Below are 16,766 nucleotides of genomic sequence, written 5' to 3'. Positions count from 1 at the left end.
GCCGCAGCTGAGGGTTCAGAAGCCCGTGGCGCCGTCGGCCCGTTCGCGCAGCAGGTCCGCGTGGCCGTTGTGGCGCGCGTACTCCCCGATGAGGTGGACGATGATCCAGCGCAGGGTGACATGGGTGTCCCCCAGGGCCTCGATCATCCGCTGTTCGACCAGCGCGCACTCCCTGTCGAGCGCCCCCGCCGCCACGAACACCTCCCGGCTGCGCTCCAACTCCTCCCGCCACGACGCCACCACCTCCCCGGCGGTCCGCTCCTCCGGGACCATGAACCCGTTCCCCTCGGCGTCCTGCCAGGGCGCGTCCCGCCCCGCCACCACCTGCTGGAACCAGTTCCGCTCCACCGCCTCCATGTGTTGCACCAGCCCGAGCAGGCTCATGATGGACGGCTCCACGGAGGCCCGCCGCAACTCCTCCTCGCCGAGCCCGGCGCACTTGAGCGCCAGGGTCTCGCGTTGGAAGTCCAGCCAGGTGGAGAGCAGGACGCGTTCGTCACCGCCACGGAGAGGCGGCATGGGCCGCCCATCGGGAAAAGTTGCCATGCCTCACTCCTACCACCCACGCGTTTATCACGCCCGGATCGCGTGCCCCTTGAGGCGCGGGGGCCTCACAACGAGGGCCTCAAAACCAGCCCCATGGGGGTCCCCCCAAACCGAGCCTCGCCGGCGTTTGAGGCGCGGGGCCTCAGGAAATTGAGCCCCTCCGGCGTTTGAGGAGCGGGGTTCGGGGCTGGCCCCGACAGGTGCCCGAGGCAGTCAAAGTTCAGCCCCTCCGGCGATTGAGGAGCAGGGGTTCGGGGGCTGGCCCCCGACGTCCGCCCGAGCCAACTCAGGGCTCGGGTCCGTCCTCAATCGCCGGACGGGCTTGATTTGCCCGACCGTTCGCCCCGAGGTGGCCCGGGGCCAAGGTCCGTCCTCAAGCTCCCCCAGACTTCGTCCGGGGGGGACCCCCATCGGGCTGGATTTGTGCGGGCAGCCCGTACCCAGGGGCTTGGACGCGAGGTGGCTCGCGGGTGCGGGGGCGGGGGCCTCCGGGCTCACCTCCTCGGGGCCGGCAGACCGAGGAGAAGGTCCAGTGCGAGGGACCGTCCGCCGGTCCCCTGCGGGGGCGACCCTGCACACCATCGCCCGGGGCCTCGGCGTCCCGACCTCGTACCTCCTCTTGGCGGACTCACCCGCTCCGGTCGTCGGGGACGAGGCCACCAAGAGGAGTCTCGTCCCCATCCGCATGGCACTCATGCCGCCCGTGGGCATCGACGGGTTCATCGCGGAACGCTCGGAGCAGCCGGATCACACCGACGACCTCCGCCAGCGCGTCCTGGACGTGCACACTCTCTACCGCGCCGACCGGTTCGAGTCCGTGGCCGTCCAACTGCCCGGCCTGCTGCGGCAGGCCGCCGTCGGCGCGTCGGCGGCAAGCGGCAAGGAACGCCGACGGGCCACGGTCACCCAGGCGCTCGCCCTGCTGGTGACGGGGAAGTACCTGACTCAGGTACGTCAGGGGAGCTGTGGATGCGGGCTGCCGCATCGGCCGTCCGCGACGACCGTCCGGACGATGCATCGATACGGAAGCCGGGCTTTCCGGCCGAGGGCGCCGGGGATCGTGGGGTAACCATCACCCCTCGGAGGCAGCCATGACCCATCGCAGCAGCGCGGACCATGCCCGCCGCAGCACCTTGGCCGCCACGGCAGCAGGACTCCTCACCGCATCGAGACCCTTGCCGCCTCGCCCCAGCGCGGGGACGGTCCTCTCCTGTTGTCGCCCCATCGGCATCCTCAGGACCCGGCCCTGGGCGGCCTTGACCTCGGCCCTGGTACAGCGGGTGGCCCGGCGGCCCGGTTCTGATGGTGTCCGGGGGGTGGGGCTCTCTCCTGGGGTCACACAGACAGGGGTGGTGGTACGGGGGCCACGGCGGGGGTCCACATACCGTTGGCGCTCAGGTCGAAGTGGTCCATCTCCACGCTGCGGATCAGGACACCGGGGAAGTCCTCGAAGCGGCCCAGCGCATCCGCGATGGCGTCCGTGAGGGTTTCGGCCGGGATGAGGCAGGTGAACCGGCTGTAACCCGGCCGCTCGGCCAGACCTACTCCGCCCGCTCCGAAGCGGTCCAGACCGTCGAGGGTGTCCTTCTGCTCCGGGGTGAGCGGGGCGTCCAGCACAAGGTTGAAGTACCAGTCACGCACAGTTTCGATGCCTCCATGTGAACTGATCGATCCTCTTCGCTTCATCCCCGGCGCTCCGGGGAGTGCAGTAGATCGTGATGTCGTCATTGCAGGGGCAGCAGTAGGGGTCGAGTCCGGGCGCGGTGCCGGTGTCGCCACCGGTCCGTTTCCCGGACCCGCCCTCCGAACCCGCCGTGCGCCTCTCAGCGCAACGGGCTCTCCACGAGTTCATGCCATCGTGGCGGTTGTTTCCGGCAGTCTTGCCGTCCAGGGGGTGGTGATGTTTGCTCCGCGGTATCGGTAGCGGGTCACGCTGACCGACTGCGGGGAGAACAACTCCAGCTTTCCGTCGCGGATCTTCCATCCGGGAATGACCCGATGGATGAAAGCACCCCAGTTCAAGCCCTTGTGCCGCTTGCGGAGCCATGTCACCACACGCCACCATGCAAACTGGCTGACGTAGGAGAAGGTCCGTTTCGACACTCCATGCTTGAAGTAGTTGCACCAGCCTCGGAGAATCGGGTTGAGGTGGCTCAACAGATCGGCAAGCTCTCGATGCCTGTGGCTGCGTGTCGCCTGTCTGACCTTGTCGATAACCGACGCGAGCGCCTTCTTCGACGGCCAGGTGTAGGTGTACCGCTTGTTCGTCCCCCTCTTCACCTTCCGCTGGATACGGAAACCGAGGAAGTCGAACCCCTCGTCAATGTGCACCACCCTCGTCTTCTCGACCGACAGGCGCAGACCCATCGGAGCGAGCACCGCCGCCACTTCACCCCACAGTGCCTCGGCATGTTCGCGTTTCCCATGGACTACGATGACGAAGTCATCCGCGTAGCGGATGATCCGCATCGCCGAGCCACCGGCCGCGATATGCCTCTGGCGTCTCTTGGCCGAGCCGACTCCATGCCATTTGGCATGGAAATGCTCGTCCAGGACTGACAGGGCGATGTTGCTGAGCAGGGGTGAGAGGATGCCGCCTTGCGGCGTCCCGGTCAGGGCCTCCCGGTCGACCAGGTCCTCGGAGAGGATCCCGGCCTTGAGGAACGCCCTCACCAGGGCCAGGACACGCCGGTCGCTGATCCGACCGCGCACTCTCGCCATGAGAGCCGCATGATCGATCTCATCGAAACACGCCTCGATATCCGCCTCGAACACCCAGTGGTACTTCAGGGTGGTGAAGCGGTGGATCTCGGCAATGGCGTCCTGTGCCCGCCGCCGGGGCCGGAATCCGTACGAGCACGGAACGAAATCCGCCTCGAAGATCGGCTCCAGCACCAGCTTGAGCGAGGCCTGCACCACCCGGTCGGCCGTGGTGGCGATGCCCAGGCGGCGCTTCTTGCCGTTCGCCTTCGGGATCATCACCTCCCTGACCGGATCCGGCCGGAAACGGCGCTCCTTGATCTCCTCACGGAGACCGGTGAGCATCCGCATCGCTCCGGCCGGGCCGAGAGCGCGGGGAGGCTCCCCGTCGACTCCCGCCGAGCGGGCACCCTTGTTCGTCCGCACACGTTCCCAGGCGACCACCAGGAAGCCGGGATCGTGGACGAGGTTGAACAGATCATCGAAAGTGCGGCCGGGTTCATCGACCGCCCAATGGTGCAGCTTGCGCTGCATCCTGTGTACCCGCAGCTCCGCCGTATCGATATCGGGCCACGGAGCACCCGTATTCACAGGTGACCTCCCCAGTCTGCTTACTTGCTGCGAACTCGCTGGAGCCCTTCGCCCTCATTCCGGCTCTCCCGGACTTCACGGCCGGTCGTTACTCCGGCGACTACTACGGCTCCTCCGCCCCACCCCGGCAGCGTCAGCCGACGACGGGCCTTCCCACCCCAACCAGGTGGATCCTGAAAGGGTTGGGACCACCGGGGCGGTTCCCGTGTTCCCTGTGAACCGATCGACAGGTGAGGTGCCCAGCTTTGCCCCTGCGGCCTTGCCACGGATACGCCGCAGACCTTCTCCGTGGCCTCCCGGTTCAGCCTCATTATCCGTTCCGGGAGTTCCCCACCGCACATAAGCACGGCAGGTGCACACCGCTGGCCAGCCCATATCCGCCAGATTTGAGCTGGTGTTTCGCTCTTAAGAGGCTTTCAGACGCTGGTTCCTCTCGTACACCTTCCCGTCTCGCTTGCCGGACCCACCCCGTCTGGCGATACCGGGGCGTCCCGTCTTTGTCGGGGCTGCTTCCCGCCCTCACCGGCGTCTCCCGGATCAGACTGCCCCCAGCTTCACCACGCTGCTGCGACAGCGCGAAGGTGATGGCCTCTCACCACCACTCGGCTTCACAGAGCCTCACGGCGCGCGATCAGGTAGCCCCAGCGATGGCGGTTCTTGTCATGGGTCACTTTGAGGCCTGCCGCCTCCGCCCGCTTCAGCGCCGGTTCGACGTCCTTCTTCTGGTGCCGGTCTCCGAGTCCCATGCGACCACGTCCTACGCGGTGGCGACCAAGGGGGCCCGCGGATCGAAGACGATTCGCCCTAACGGGCGACCCTTCCCCCGTCGCGGTCCGCCCGCACCCCGGGTGCGGTTGGCCTCGTGACACGAGGGTGGGGGGTGCAGGGTCGCCCCCGCAGGGGACCGGCGGACGGCCCCCGAACCGGACACGGCGCCTCGGTCTGCCGGCCCCGAGGAGGTGAGCCCGGAGGCCCCCGCCCCCGCACCCACGAGACACCTCGCGTCCAAGCCCCTGGGTACGGGCTGCCCGCACCATCTCAGCCCGATGGGGGTCCCCCCGGACGAAGTCTGGGGGGCTTGAGGACGGACCCGCACCCCGAGACGGCTCGGGCGGACGTCGGGGGCCAGCCCCCGAAGCCCCCGCGCCTCAAACGCCGGCGGGGCTGGGTTTTCCGAGCGCCTCGGGTGGGCCTCGGGGCGGGTGCGCAAAAGTAAGCCCGTCCGGCGATTGAGGACGGACTCCAGCCCCGAGCAGCCTCGGGCACACGTCGGGGGCCAGCCCCGAACCCCGCTCCTCAAACGCCGGAGGGGCTCAATTTCCTGAGGCCCCGAGCCTCAAACGTCGGCGAGGCTGAAATTGTTCCGTCCCGGCCCGGCAGGGGCCGTGCGGGGGCGCCCGTACAGGACAAGGCAGGCGCATGGGTGAGACTGGGCCCGTGAGAAGCGAGAACACACCCTTCGTCGGCGGCCCCCTCGACGGGCAGGCGCTCCCCGTGTACCTGGGAGCCACCGGGCATCCGCCGAAGTGGTACGAGGTTCCCGTACCGCAGGAGGACGGCGGTGCGGAGGTGGTGCACGCGTACCGGCGGGAGCCGCTCGGGTACACGAAGCGGCTCGGGCTTCAGCGGGGCTGGAAGTATGTGTACGCGCCGGAGGGGCGGGAGCGGCGGGAGCTGAAGTGGCCCTGGTCGAAGCCGTCGGGGGGTCGCCCGAAGGGGTGACGGTGTTGGTCCGGTTCGCCCCATTGTGGTGGACCGGAGGGTCCGCGCGTGCACATACCCAGGGTGCGGGCCCCTCACGGGTGGCCCGCACCGGCCCGGAGGTGATGTGGTGGTGGCAGGCGGACGGGCAGGGCCACGACGCCCCCGGCCGGTGTGCAGGGCGGGCCGGACGGGCACGGCCGCGCTCGCCGCGGTGACGGCGCTGGCCCTGGCCCCCGCCGGCCCCGTACCCGGAGAGGCCCTGCGGATCGCGCCGGCCGCGCGCCCGACCGTACCCGAACCGGAAGGCGCACCGGCCGTACCCGCACTGCCCGGCCCGCCAGCCGCACCCGGCGTACCCGCGCCGCTCGTGCCCGGGGCCCCCGTCTCCCTCCCCGACGCCCTCGCCCGGCTGCGGGTCCTCTATCTGCACGCCGAGGACGCCGGCACCCGGTACCAGACCGCCGCCCGGCGGCTCACCGAGCAGCGGGTGCGGACCGCCAGGATCGGGCGGCGGCTGACCCGGGCGCGGGAGGCGCTGGGGGCGAGCCGGGTGGAGGCGGGGCGGCTGGCGCGGGAGCAGTACCAGGGCCACTCCGAGCTGTCCGCCCTGCTGCGGCTGCTGCTCGCCCGCGACCCCCGGCGGTCCGTCGACGAGAAGTACCTGCTGGAGCGGGCCGCCGCCCACCGCAGGACCGCCCTGCACCGGCTGGAGGGGGCGACCCATCGCGCCGAGACGCTGGCCCGCGCCGCACGCCGGGCCCTGGACCGGGAACGCACCCTCGCCGCCCGGCAGCGGATCGCCCGGGACGGAGCCGCCGTGCGGCTGCGGGCCGTCGAGGAGCTGCTCGCCTCCCTCACCCCGGCCCAGATCAGCGGGGTCTCCGCGCCCGGCGCCCTGGACACCGTGCTCCCCGCCGGGGCCCTGAACCGGGACCGGCCGCCGACCCGGGCGGGAATGCTGGCCCTGCGGTTCGCGCTCGCGCAGCTCGGCAAGGACTATGTCTGGGGCGCCGAGGGGCCCGATACCTTCGACTGCTCCGGGCTGACCCTGCGGGCGTGGGAGGCCGCCGGGGTACGGATCCCGCGCACCAGCCAGGAGCAGTGGGCCCGGCTGCCCCGGGTGCCGCTGCGCTCGCTGCGCCCGGGGGATCTGGTGGTCTACTTCCCGGGCGCCACCCATGTGGGGCTCTACATCGGCGGCGGCCGGGTGGTGCACGCACCGCGCCCGGGGACGGCCGTCAAGGTCTCCCCCATCGCCGCCAATCCGCTGCTGGGCGCGGTCCGCCCGGATCCCCTCGGGTCCCCGCTGCCGCCGGGCGCGTACATCCCGCCGCCGCTCCCCGAGGGGGCGACGGCGGGACCGGACACGGGCTGGGCGGGCGGGACCCCGCTCGGTACGACGGGTCAGGCGGCAGGGGACTCCGCGCTCCGACCGCCCCCGGCGGATGCCGCCGCCGCCCCCACCTCCGCCAGATAGGCCTCCGCGAGCGCCGGGTCGTAGAAGAAGTTCTCGAAGTCCCCGGGGTCGTTGAAGCCATTGGCGAACCGGTCCGCCACCGGCTGGAGCTGTCCCGCCGCGCCCAGCACGTTCAGGACGTGCTCCGGCGGCGGTGCCAGCATCGCGTTGGTCCACTTGGTGACATGCCGCGCGGTCTCCCAGTAGCGGTCGAACGCCGACTGCATCCACTCCCCGTCGAACGGCCGGTCGCCGTGTTCCACGATCGAGGCGAGATAGGAGGCCGCGCACTTGGAGGCCGAGTTGGAGCCCTGGCCGGTGATCGGGTCATTGGCCACGACCACATCCGCCACCCCCAGCACCAGTCCGCCGCTGGGCAGCCGCCCGATGGGCTTGCGGACCGTGGGCGCGTACCGCCCGGCGAGGGTGCCGCCCTCGTCGGTCAGCTCGACCTCGGCGCAACGGGCGTACTCCCACGGGAGGAAACGTTCCAGCAGTTCCAGCGTGAGCCGCAGATGCTCCTGGGGGTCCCGGATGCCCTGGAAGACATCGAGCGGACCGCCCGGGATGCCCTCCCAGAAGAGGATGTCCGCCCGGCCGGAGACGGTCCAGGTCGGCATGACGAAGAGTTCCCCGACCCCGGGGACGAGGTTGCACCGCACCGCGTCGAACTCGGGGTGCTCCGGCCGGGGCCCCATGCCGTGCACATAGGCGACGGCCAGCGCGCGCTGCGGCGCGTCGTACGGGGAGCGGGCGGCGTCCCGTGCGAACATGGAGACCAGCTCGCCCTTACCGGCCGAGACCAGTACCAGGTCATAGGTGCGGGCGAAGTAGTCGAGGTCGCCCACGGCCGCGCCATGGATGACCAGCTGTCCGCCGCGCTGGGCGAAGGCCTCCATCCAGCCGGCCATCTTGACCCGCTGATCGACGGATTGGGCATAGCCGTCGAGCCTGCCGACCCAGTCGATCAGGCGCTGGGACTCCGGTCCGGCGACGGAGACACCGAGACCCTCGATACGGGGGGCCTGGTTCTCCCAGAAGTTGATGCCGAGGTCACGCTCGTTCTGGAGCGCGGTGTGGAACATGCACTGGGTGGACATGACCCGGCCGTGCCGGATCTCGTCGGCGGTCCGGTTGGACATCAGGGTGACGTCATAGCCCTGGGACAGCAGTCCAAGAGCGAGCTGAAGGCCGGACTGACCGGCACCGACGATGAGTATCTTCCGCATCCGGGGGGTCTCTTTCGTCTGAACGAGGCGGTGGGGGAACCGCCGGGACTATTCGGGGGTGGCGTCCAGCGCGTGGGTCACCAGTGCGAGCAGGGACTCGATCACACGGTTCTGATCACGCGCGTCCATGATCACAATCGGCACCTGGGCCGGTATGGTCAAGGCCTCCCGTACGTCCTCGGTCTCGAAGAGTTCCGAACCGTCGAAGTGATTGACGGCGACGATGTACGGCAGCCCGCTGCTCTCGAAGTAGTCGAGCGCGGGAAAGCAGTCGGAGAGCCGCCGGGTGTCGGCGAGCACGATCGCGCCGATCGCGCCCCGGGACAGGTCGTCCCACATGAACCAGAACCGCTGCTGGCCCGGCGTACCGAAGACATACAGCACCAGGTCCCGGTCGAGGGTGATCCGGCCGAAGTCCATGGCGACCGTGGTGGTCAGCTTCTCGGGGGTGGCGGAGAGGTCGTCGGTCTCCTCGCTCGCCTGGGTCATCAGCGCCTCGGTCTGGAGCGGGGTGATCTCCGAGACCGAGGCGACGAAGGTGGTCTTGCCCACGCCGAAGCCCCCCGCGACCACGACCTTCGCGGCGGTGGGGGCCCTGGTGTGATCGAGCTGCCAGTCCTGGAGGCCCTCCTCGGCGGGGTGGTGCGCCTCCCGGCGGTCGTACCCCCGCTGCCCGGGCAGGGGCGAGAGCAGGGGCCCGGTGGCCGGACTCTCGGAGGCGAGCGTGTCAGAGGCGGCGGAGTCCACTCAGCACCCTTTCCAGCAGTGCGCGTTCGGGGCGGCCCGGGGCGTGCCCGGTGCCGTATACACGAATCTTTCCCTGGTCGGCCAGGTCGCTGAGCAGCACCCTCACCACACCCAGCGGCATCTTGAGGATCGCGGAGATCTCGGCGACCGTCCGCATCCGCCGGCACAGCTCCACGATGGCCTGGAGTTCGGGCATGACCCGGGTGGAGAGATCCCCCTTGGTCAGCTCCGGGCGGTCGGCCGGGGCCTCCAGCGCGGCGACAAAGGTCTCGACCAGCAGGACATGGCCGAAGCGGGTCCGGCCGCCGGTGAGGGAGTACGGGCGCACCCGCGCGGGGCGGCGGTTCTCCCCGCGCACCGGCAGCCCGGCGGGGGAAGCGGGCGCCGGCAACCCGGCGGGCGGCGGTGCGGCGGTCACTGCGCCTCCTCCAGGGACTTCCTCAGCTCACTGCGGAGTTCGGGGGTGAGCACATGTCCGGCCCGCCCCACGAAGAGACCCATGTGGTACGCGACGACGGACATGTCGCAGTCGGCGTCGGCGTGCACCCCGAGGAGGGAGCCGTCGCTGATGGACATGATGAAGACGCAGCCCTCCTCCATGGCGACCATGGTCTGCTTGACCCCGCCGCCGTCCATCAGCCGGGCGGCGCCGACGGTCAGGCTGCCGATGCCGGAGACAATCGTGGCGAGGTCGGCGCTGGAGCCCCGGGGGCCCTCCTGGCGTTCCACCCCGGTCGGGGCGATGTTCCGCGCCGGGTCGGAGGAGAGCAGCAGCAGTCCGTCGGACGAGACGACGGCGACCGACCGCAGACCAGGCACCTCCTCCACCAGATTGCTCAGCAACCAGTGCAGATTGCGGGCCTCACTGCTCAGGCCGAACGTGCCGGTCGCAGTCAACTGCGTGCCTCCTCGACTGTGTCCCCCGATTCTCTGTGTTCCGTGCGCGCGATCTCCGCCCTGGCCTCCGTACGGCCGCGCTCGGCGGCCTTCTGGAAGCCGCCCAGCCTGCGGCGCAGGGCTTCGGCGTCGACGCTGCCGGTCCGCTCGCCGGGTGCGGCGGCGGGCTTGACGACCTTGGGGGTGCGCTTGGGCAGCCCCTTGTCGGTGAGACGTTCCCCGACGGGTTCGGCCCCGGTCACCGGAGCCGGCGCGGCGCCGGTCCGGGCGGCTTCCCCCGGCTGCCCGGTTCCGGGCGCCGGAAACGCCTCGGCGCTGTGGCGCCCCGCCCTGGTGGGAAGCTCCGTTACGGGGGGAGTCGCGGCGGGCTCCGGCGCGGGGGCGAGGGGGTCGGCGTCCGGGAGCCGCATCGCGAAGGTGGGCTCGTCCACGGAGGCGGGGCCGGTACCGGTGCCGGTGCTCACGGAAGCGGTGCCGGTGCCCGTGCCCACGGGGGCCCGGTCGGGGGCCCGCTCATGGGTGTCGTGGACGGTGTCCTCGGCCTGGCGCACCGCCGCCTCGGCCGCCTCGACCAGGGGGTCGTGGCCGGGGGCGGGAGGGGCGGCGTGGCGCGGACCGTGGGTCTGCTGGGCGGGCACCGGCCGGCGGGTGCCGGCGGGGAGTGCGTTGGAGTTGGCCTCGGCGGCCGAGCCGGGGAACCGGACCTGGGTGGTGCCGGTGTCCGACATCGACGCCACCCCCTCGACGGGCGGCGGTACGGGCAGCAGCGCCGAGGGCAGCACGACCACGGCGGTGACCCCGCCCTGCTTCTGCTCGCGCAGCTGGACGCGGACCTTGTGCCGGGAGGCCAGCAGTCCGGCCACCCGCAGCCCGAGCCCCTCGGCGTCGCCGCCGGTGGGGGCCTGCTCATAGGCCTGCGGGTCGTCGAGACGGGCGTTCAGCTCGGCGAGCCGGGCGGCGGTCATCCCGATGCCGGTGTCCTGGACGGAGAGCATGATCTCGCCGTTCTCCAGGAGCCAGCCCGACAGCTCGACCTGGGCGTCCGGCGGCGAGAAGGAGGTCGCGTTCTCCAGCAGTTCGGCGATGAGGTGGCTGAGGTCGTCGGCGGCGAACCCGGCGATATGGGCGTGCGGGGGCAGCGACTGGATGACCACCCGCTCGTACCGCTCGATCTCGCTGACGGCGGCGCGCAGCACATCGACCAGCGGGACCGGTCCGGGGTGGCCGTGGCCGTGTTCGGCACCGGCGAGGACCAGGAGGTTCTCGCTGTGGCGGCGCATCACGGTGGCCATGTGGTCGAGCTTGAAGAGGGTGGCGAGGCGCTCGGGGTCCTGCTCCCGCTCCTCCAGCTTCTCGATCACTCCGAGCTGGCGTTCGACCAGGCCGAGGGTGCGCAGCGAGAGGTTGACGAAGGTGTGGTCGACGGTGTGGTGCAGCCGCCGGAGTTCGGCGGCGAGTTCGTCGGTCCGTTCGCGCAGCTCGGCGCGGGACTCGGAGAGCTTGGCGGCGAGGTTGTCCCGGGAGGCGATGAGTCCGGTGCGTTCGCTGCCGAGGTCGTCGGCGCGCCGGGCCAGGTCGCGGACCCGGCCGTGGAGGCTGTTGAGGGAGCGGACGACCTGGGCGAACTCATCGTTGCGCCCGGTGAAGCCGACGGGCTCGGCGGTCTCGGGCTGCTCGGCGAGGCGGGCCGCGCCGAGGCGCACCACGGCGAGCGGCCGGGTGAGGGTGCGGGCGACGGCGGTGGAGACCCCGATGCAGATCAGGACCAGTCCGCCGAGGACGGCGAGCTGGATCTGGAGGGCGGACACATCGTCGTCGCGGAGGGCTTCGAGGGCGCTGATCCGCTCGGAGGCGAGGGTGGATTCCACCCCGCGCATCTGGTCGATCCGGGCGGTGAGGGCGGCGTCCAGCTTCTCCCGGTCGGTGCCGCGCTCGGACGCGGTGAGCCGGGGCTGGTCGGTGAGGCGGGCGAGGAAGCCCTCGGCGGCCTTGACCTCGGCGCCGGTGACGGTCTCGGCGAGGGAGTCGCGGGCCTCCTTGGCGGCGGCCTGGTCGAAGTCGGCGAGGGCGGCCAGCTCGCGAACCCGGGCCTGCTGGGCGGCGGAGCTGAGGGCCGCGCGGTCCTCCTCGGCCTTCTTGCCCTCGGTGCTCTCCTTCTCCACGGGGAGCCCGGTGATCTGGTCGATGGAGGTGACGGGCTCGACGGCGGGTACGGAGACCGCGGCCAGCAGCAGGCCTCGCGCGGCGGACGCCTGTTCGGCGGCGAGGCCGAGTTCGGCGGTGGCGCGGGCGGCCCGGGTGGCGTCCCCGGCGCGCGGCGGCAGCCGGTCGGCGAGTTCGTCGGCGAGGCCCTGGAGGGCGGTGATCACCGTGGTGTACGCCTGGTGGGCCTCCATGGCGGAGCCCTTGCCGGTGAGCGCGGTGCGGCGCAGCGACGGCACGGTGGCCAGGTCGCGGCGTAGCTCCGCGCGGTCGTCCGGGATGGCGCCGCGGATCTCCTCGATCTGGCGGTCGACGCGGGAGGTGCGGGCGTCGGTGACGTCGCGCCGCTCCCGCTTGCCGCCGCGCTGTTCGTCACGGCCCGCGGCGATGTACGCGGTGACCTCGTCGCGCTCGTCGGAGAGCGAGTGGGCGAGGGTGACGGCCTGGCGGTTGAGCTGGGCGAGGGTGAGCAGGCCCTGGGATTCGCGCAGGTCGTCGAGGCCGCTGAGGGCCCCGGGCGTGCCGGCGCCCGCGACGGCGAGACCGGCGACGGCGACCCCTATGACGAGGCGGTTGCGCACCCTTCGGGCACGACCCTGTGGAACAGGGGTCGGTGTGCCGTCCTGTGCCGGATACGTCTCAGAGGCCAGGGGGGCCTGAGGCCGCTTCTTCTGCACCGGTGCTCGCAATCCTGCTTGACTCGTCCACCCTTGGGAACCTGGAGCAGAGATGACGACCGGTCACACTCGGACCCCTGGACCCCAGGCACGAGATGACACCATTCCAGTGCTTTTGGGGAAGGAGGCGCGCATCGGCCGCTCTGCCACCTGAACGAGTGAACATCACTGGGGAGTTGGCGAACAACTCCTCTCGGTTGCCTCAGCAGCCGAACCGTGGACGCCGACTGGATCTTACGGCCGGGCTTTGGGAGGATGCGCGCCCGCACCCCGTGCAGACGCTCCGTCAGGCCCGGCGATGCGGCTCTGACCTGCTCGTACCTACGGTTTCCGCAGGTATGCAGGTCACGTGAACAAGTCATGCAGACTAGGGGCCATGCGTATGGATCTGGCCACTTCTTCAGGTTCACCCGAACGGCCCAACGAAGACTGGGTGTCGGCGGCACTGCCCGCATCCGGGCGGGGCGGATCGCTGGTGGTGCTGGACGGTGTCACGCCACCGGAGGGTGACTACGGGTGTGTGCATCCGGTGCCCTGGTTCACCGCGCGGCTCGGGGGCGCGCTCGTCGAACTGTCCGCTTCTCGTCCGGATACGCCACTGGCCGGGATTCTCTCCGCCGCCATCCGGCGCACCGCGGACGCCCATCGAAACACCTGTGACCTTTCTCACGTTCGAACACCGCAGACAACCGTGGCCCTGGTCCGCTGGGGCGGACCGGCCGATCCGGTCGAACATCTGGTGCTCGCGGACTCCACCCTGCTGATCGAATCGCCCGAGGGGGAGGTGCGGGCGGTGGTCGACGACCGGGTGGACCGGATCCCGCCGGAGACCCGCCGCTCCCATGCGGCGGTGGACGCCCTGCGGAACGCGGCGGGCGGCTTCTTCACGGCGGCGGCGGACCCGGCGGTGGCGGCGATGGCGGTGACCGGGTCGACGCCACGGGCGCGGGTGCGGTCGGTGGCGGCGCTGACCGACGGCGCCGCGCGCTGGGTGGACCTCTTCGGCCGGGGCGACTGGACCCAGTGCCTGGGGGTGGTCCGGAAGGAGGGCGCGCGGGGGCTGCTCGGGCGGGTGCGGGAGCTGGAGGAGTCGGGGGCTCCGGCGTTGACGGCGGCGGTGCGGTGGAAGCGGCACGACGACGCCTCGGTGGTCCTCGCCGAGCTGGAGTGAGGGCCCGTACGCCGGTGGGACCCGTACCCCGGTGGGGCCGGTGGGGCCCGTACGCCCGGAGCCCTCTCGTCTCCGTACGCCCGCGGCCCCCGGATCCGTACGGCCCCCGCCCCCGCCCCTCGGGGTACGGCGACTCAGTCCTCGGCGCGGGCGTTGAGCTGGTGGAGGAGGCGGGCCAGCTCGGCGATCTCCGCGCGGTCCCACCCGGCGAGCTTGGCGACATAGCGCTCCCGGCGGGCGTCCCTCACCCGGCGGAACCGGTGGAGCCCTTCTTCGGTGAGCCGGATGAGTGATGCCCGGCCGTCCGCCGGATCGGGCTCGCGCACCACCAGGCCGAGCCGTTCGAGCGCCCGGAGCTGACGGCTCATCGTGGCCTTGCCGACGCCGAAGTACCCCGCGAGATCCGTGGCCCGCAGCGAGCCGGTCTCCTCCAGCCGGACGAGCAGACCGTAGGCGGAGGCCTCCAGATCGGGGTGGAGCTGCCGGGCCATCTCGCCCGAGGAGGCGCGGGCGCGGCGGAGGAAGACCGCCAACTCCCGCTCCAGCGCCAGGAACTCGCGGTCGACCCCGCTCCCGCCGCCGGGGCCGTCCGTTCTCCCCGTGTCGGTTCTGTGCACGTCAGCACCCCTCGTACGCATTCCGGTTTCCCTGCATGTCCGCACCGGCGACGGCGGCGGTCGCGGCCTCATCAGTATTTCGCAGCCAGGGCCCCCGGGTGGCGGTCCGGTCCCCGCCGGAGTGGTCCTCTCCGCGCGGAGCGCCGTACCCGATGAGCCTCATGGCATGTTCACTCCATATTGCTCCATCGTTGCTCCATCCCGGTACGCCGCCGCGCCGCCGCACCGCACCGCCGCCGGTGATCGGGGGCAGGCTGGGTCCGTGCAGAGATCCGGAACTTTCCATTCCAAGTCCTTGCGGGGGAGGCCGCGCCGCCGGTCACGGGTGGTCGCCGCGCTCCTCGCCGTCCCCTCTCTCCTGTCCCTTCTGATCGCCCATCCGTCCCCGGCCGGAGCCACCGCTCCCCCGCCGACCGGAGCCACCGCTCCCTTCCCGGCCGGGGCCGCCGCTCCCCCGCCGACCGGAACCTGGTCCGCCCTGCCCTGGTGGGACGCCCCGCCGCGCGGCTCCGCCTATCTGGGCATGGGGGTCATCGCCCATGACGGCCAGGGGCCGCTGCCCCCGGACAGCCGCGCCGTCCAGACCGAGGGGGTCGATGTCTCCAGCCATCAGGGGAACGTCGACTGGCCCGCCCTGTGGGACTCCGGGGTGAAGTGGGCCTATGTGAAGGCCACCGAGGGGACCTACTACCGCAACCCCTACTACTCCCAGCAGTACAGCGGCTCGTACACCACCGGGATGATCCGGGGCGCGTACCACTTCGCCACGCCCGACACGACGAGCGGGAGCGTCCAGGCCGACTACTTCGTCGACCACGGCGGTGGCTGGAGCCGGGACGGCAGGACCCTGCCGGGCGCGCTGGACATCGAGTGGAACCCGTACGGCGACACCTGTTACGGCCGGACGCCCACCCAGATGGTGAGCTGGATCCGGGAGTTCCTGGACCGCTACCGGACCCGGACCGGCCGGGACGCGGTGATCTACACCGCGACCAGCTGGTGGACCCAGTGCACCGGCGGGTACGCGGGGTTCGGCGCGGCCAACCCCCTGTGGCTCCCCCGGTACAACACGTCTCCGGGGCCGCTGCCCGCCGGGTGGAGCGTCCACACGATGTGGCAGTACACCTCGTCGGGGCCGCTCGTCGGCGATCACAACCGCTTCAACGGGGCGCTCGAACGGGTCACGGCGCTGGCCACCGGCTGACCTGACCACCAGGGCCGCCCCCGGGTGCCGGGGGCGGCCCGCCCCAGGAGGGCCGCCGGGTCAGGACCAGTGCGCGGGGCGCTCGACGCCGGGGGAGAGCCGGGTGGCCCGGTCCCCCCGGGCCGCGTTCAGCTGCGGCCGGGTGAGGAAGAGGCTCCCCGTCAGATCGGCGCCGGACAGCTCGGTGTCGCGCAGATCCGCCCCCAGGAGATCGGCGCCCCGCAGATCCGCCCCGGTGAGATCGGCGGCGATGAGCAGGGCGCCGCGCAGGCTCGCCCCGCGCAGATCGGCGCCGCGCAGCCGGGCGCCCAGGAGGTCGGCGCCCTTGCGGTCCTTGGCCCGGCGGCCGGCCGGGGCCCGGACGAGTTCGCTCGCCCGCTGGAGCACCGCGCCGACCCGCTGCCGGTGGGCGGCCGTATCGAGGGCGGCGAGCCGGTCCGGGTCCAGGCCGGTCAGCTCCTCGGTCCGCGCCAGCAGCTCCCGGGCCCGGTCGTGGACGGGACGGGCGGCGGCGTGGGCCAGCGTCTCGCGGAGGTACCACCGCAGTTCCTGGAGGAGGCGTACGACGGGGAGGGCCGCGAAGGTGGCCGCGGCGCCGGCCCGGTCGTGCCGCCAGTCGCCGCCGGAGGTGTGCCGGGAGATCTTCTGCCCCGCCCCGAAGCAGTCGTACACCGCGCATCCGGTGAAGCCGCCCGTGCGCAGCCGGGTGTGGATGCCGCAGCGGAAGTCGCGGTCGAGGTTGCGGCAGGGCTGCCCGGCGGGCTTGTCCACGGCGAAGTCGGCGGAGGCCGCGAAGGGGAGCGCGACACAGCAGAGACCGGAGCAGCTGGCGCAGTCGGCGCGCAGCTCCGGGTCCCCCCAGGGTGGGGCGGTGGTTTCCATCCGGCCATGGTGACCGAGGAACGCCGCCCGCCGCCCGGGGATTTCCGGGCGGAGGCCCTCCCGGCGGGGCGGAGGGATTCCCGGGCGGGCTCGGGTCCCGGGCGGGCTCAGGTCCCGGGCACGTTCGGGTCCCGGGCACGTTC

The 16,766-nt window shown here is 71.9% G+C and carries 17 protein-coding genes; 5 read left to right on the top strand and 12 right to left on the bottom strand.

What is annotated here, in order from left to right; all coding sequences use genetic code 11:
- Window positions 1-15: 15 nt before the first annotated feature.
- Window positions 16-519, bottom strand: coding sequence for a DinB family protein (locus ABT354_RS08375; protein WP_351490685.1), 504 nt, complete (start codon window positions 517-519; stop codon window positions 16-18).
- A 559-nt stretch (window positions 520-1,078) separates the two neighbouring features.
- Here ABT354_RS08375 and ABT354_RS08370 point away from each other — a divergent pair.
- Window positions 1,079-1,615 carry a hypothetical protein gene (locus tag ABT354_RS08370; protein WP_351490682.1) on the top strand — a complete coding sequence of 179 codons (537 nt, stop codon included), beginning with the start codon at window positions 1,079-1,081 and terminating at the stop codon, window positions 1,613-1,615.
- A 3-nt stretch (window positions 1,616-1,618) separates the two neighbouring features.
- On the opposite strand, the gene ABT354_RS08365 is transcribed toward ABT354_RS08370, so the two are convergent.
- The 4 genes from ABT354_RS08365 to ABT354_RS08350 all read right to left on the bottom strand — a co-directional run bounded on the left by ABT354_RS08365 (window position 1,619) and on the right by ABT354_RS08350 (window position 4,583).
- Complete coding sequence (locus ABT354_RS08365) at window positions 1,619-1,771, bottom strand: hypothetical protein (protein ID WP_351490680.1); 153 nt, start codon at window positions 1,769-1,771, stop codon at window positions 1,619-1,621.
- A 110-nt stretch (window positions 1,772-1,881) separates the two neighbouring features.
- The gene (locus tag ABT354_RS08360; protein WP_502983361.1) at window positions 1,882-2,187 is read right to left on the bottom strand and encodes a hypothetical protein; all 306 of its coding nucleotides are present in this window, start codon (window positions 2,185-2,187) and stop codon (window positions 1,882-1,884) included.
- Between the two features lie 207 nt (window positions 2,188-2,394).
- Complete coding sequence (ltrA, locus tag ABT354_RS08355; protein ID WP_351490676.1) at window positions 2,395-3,780, bottom strand: group II intron reverse transcriptase/maturase; 1,386 nt, start codon at window positions 3,778-3,780, stop codon at window positions 2,395-2,397.
- A 665-nt stretch (window positions 3,781-4,445) separates the two neighbouring features.
- Window positions 4,446-4,583: a hypothetical protein gene (locus ABT354_RS08350; RefSeq protein WP_351491170.1), complete on the bottom strand. Its 138-nt coding sequence runs from the start codon at window positions 4,581-4,583 to the stop codon at window positions 4,446-4,448.
- Window positions 4,584-5,274: 691 nt separating this feature from the next.
- Here ABT354_RS08350 and ABT354_RS08345 point away from each other — a divergent pair.
- Window positions 5,275-5,559, top strand: a complete 285-nt coding sequence (locus ABT354_RS08345) for a DUF8847 domain-containing protein (RefSeq protein ID WP_351490673.1) — start codon at window positions 5,275-5,277, stop codon at window positions 5,557-5,559.
- A 112-nt stretch (window positions 5,560-5,671) separates the two neighbouring features.
- On the top strand, window positions 5,672-7,018 hold the full coding sequence (locus ABT354_RS08340; protein WP_351490672.1) for a C40 family peptidase: 1,347 nt from the start codon (window positions 5,672-5,674) through the stop codon (window positions 7,016-7,018).
- Here the strand turns inward: ABT354_RS08340 and ABT354_RS08335 are convergent.
- From ABT354_RS08335 to ABT354_RS08315, 5 genes are read right to left on the bottom strand one after another with little or no spacing between them, the layout of a single operon-like run.
- Window positions 6,946-8,226, bottom strand: coding sequence for a styrene monooxygenase/indole monooxygenase family protein (locus tag ABT354_RS08335; RefSeq protein WP_351490670.1), 1,281 nt, complete (start codon window positions 8,224-8,226; stop codon window positions 6,946-6,948). The genes ABT354_RS08340 and ABT354_RS08335 overlap by 73 nt on opposite strands.
- Window positions 8,227-8,274: 48 nt before the next feature.
- Complete coding sequence (locus tag ABT354_RS08330) at window positions 8,275-8,973, bottom strand: GTP-binding protein (protein ID WP_502983360.1); 699 nt, start codon at window positions 8,971-8,973, stop codon at window positions 8,275-8,277.
- On the bottom strand, window positions 8,954-9,364 hold the full coding sequence (locus ABT354_RS08325; RefSeq protein WP_502983370.1) for a DUF742 domain-containing protein: 411 nt from the start codon (window positions 9,362-9,364) through the stop codon (window positions 8,954-8,956). The genes ABT354_RS08330 and ABT354_RS08325 overlap by 20 nt, the downstream gene beginning before the upstream one ends.
- A 23-nt stretch (window positions 9,365-9,387) precedes the next feature.
- Window positions 9,388-9,870 carry a roadblock/LC7 domain-containing protein gene (locus ABT354_RS08320; RefSeq protein ID WP_351490665.1) on the bottom strand — a complete coding sequence of 161 codons (483 nt, stop codon included), beginning with the start codon at window positions 9,868-9,870 and terminating at the stop codon, window positions 9,388-9,390.
- Window positions 9,867-12,749, bottom strand: a complete 2,883-nt coding sequence (locus ABT354_RS08315) for a sensor histidine kinase (RefSeq protein WP_502983359.1) — start codon at window positions 12,747-12,749, stop codon at window positions 9,867-9,869. Before ABT354_RS08315 ends, ABT354_RS08320 begins: the two co-directional genes overlap by 4 nt.
- Before the next feature lie 376 nt (window positions 12,750-13,125).
- On the opposite strand from ABT354_RS08315, the gene ABT354_RS08310 reads away from it, so the two are divergent.
- Window positions 13,126-13,920 (top strand): hypothetical protein, encoded by a 795-nt coding sequence (locus tag ABT354_RS08310; protein ID WP_351490661.1) that lies wholly within the window; start codon window positions 13,126-13,128, stop codon window positions 13,918-13,920.
- A 134-nt stretch (window positions 13,921-14,054) separates the two neighbouring features.
- Here the strand turns inward: ABT354_RS08310 and ABT354_RS08305 are convergent, their stop codons facing one another.
- Entirely contained in the window at window positions 14,055-14,558 is a 504-nt protein-coding gene (locus tag ABT354_RS08305) for a MarR family winged helix-turn-helix transcriptional regulator (protein WP_502983358.1), read from the bottom strand.
- Between the two features lie 274 nt (window positions 14,559-14,832).
- Here ABT354_RS08305 and ABT354_RS08300 point away from each other — a divergent pair, with 274 nt between their 5' ends.
- Complete coding sequence (locus ABT354_RS08300; RefSeq protein ID WP_502983357.1) at window positions 14,833-15,741, top strand: lysozyme; 909 nt, start codon at window positions 14,833-14,835, stop codon at window positions 15,739-15,741.
- Between the two features lie 60 nt (window positions 15,742-15,801).
- Here ABT354_RS08300 and ABT354_RS08295 read toward each other — a convergent pair whose 3' ends face one another.
- Window positions 15,802-16,623 (bottom strand): pentapeptide repeat-containing protein, encoded by an 822-nt coding sequence (locus ABT354_RS08295; protein WP_351490656.1) that lies wholly within the window; start codon window positions 16,621-16,623, stop codon window positions 15,802-15,804.
- Window positions 16,624-16,766 lie beyond the last annotated feature (143 nt).

The organism is Streptomyces sp. NPDC000594 (genome assembly GCF_040299965.1).
Taxonomy (GTDB): domain Bacteria; phylum Actinomycetota; class Actinomycetes; order Streptomycetales; family Streptomycetaceae; genus Streptomyces.
This window is presented reverse-complemented; position numbering and strand designations above follow the sequence as displayed.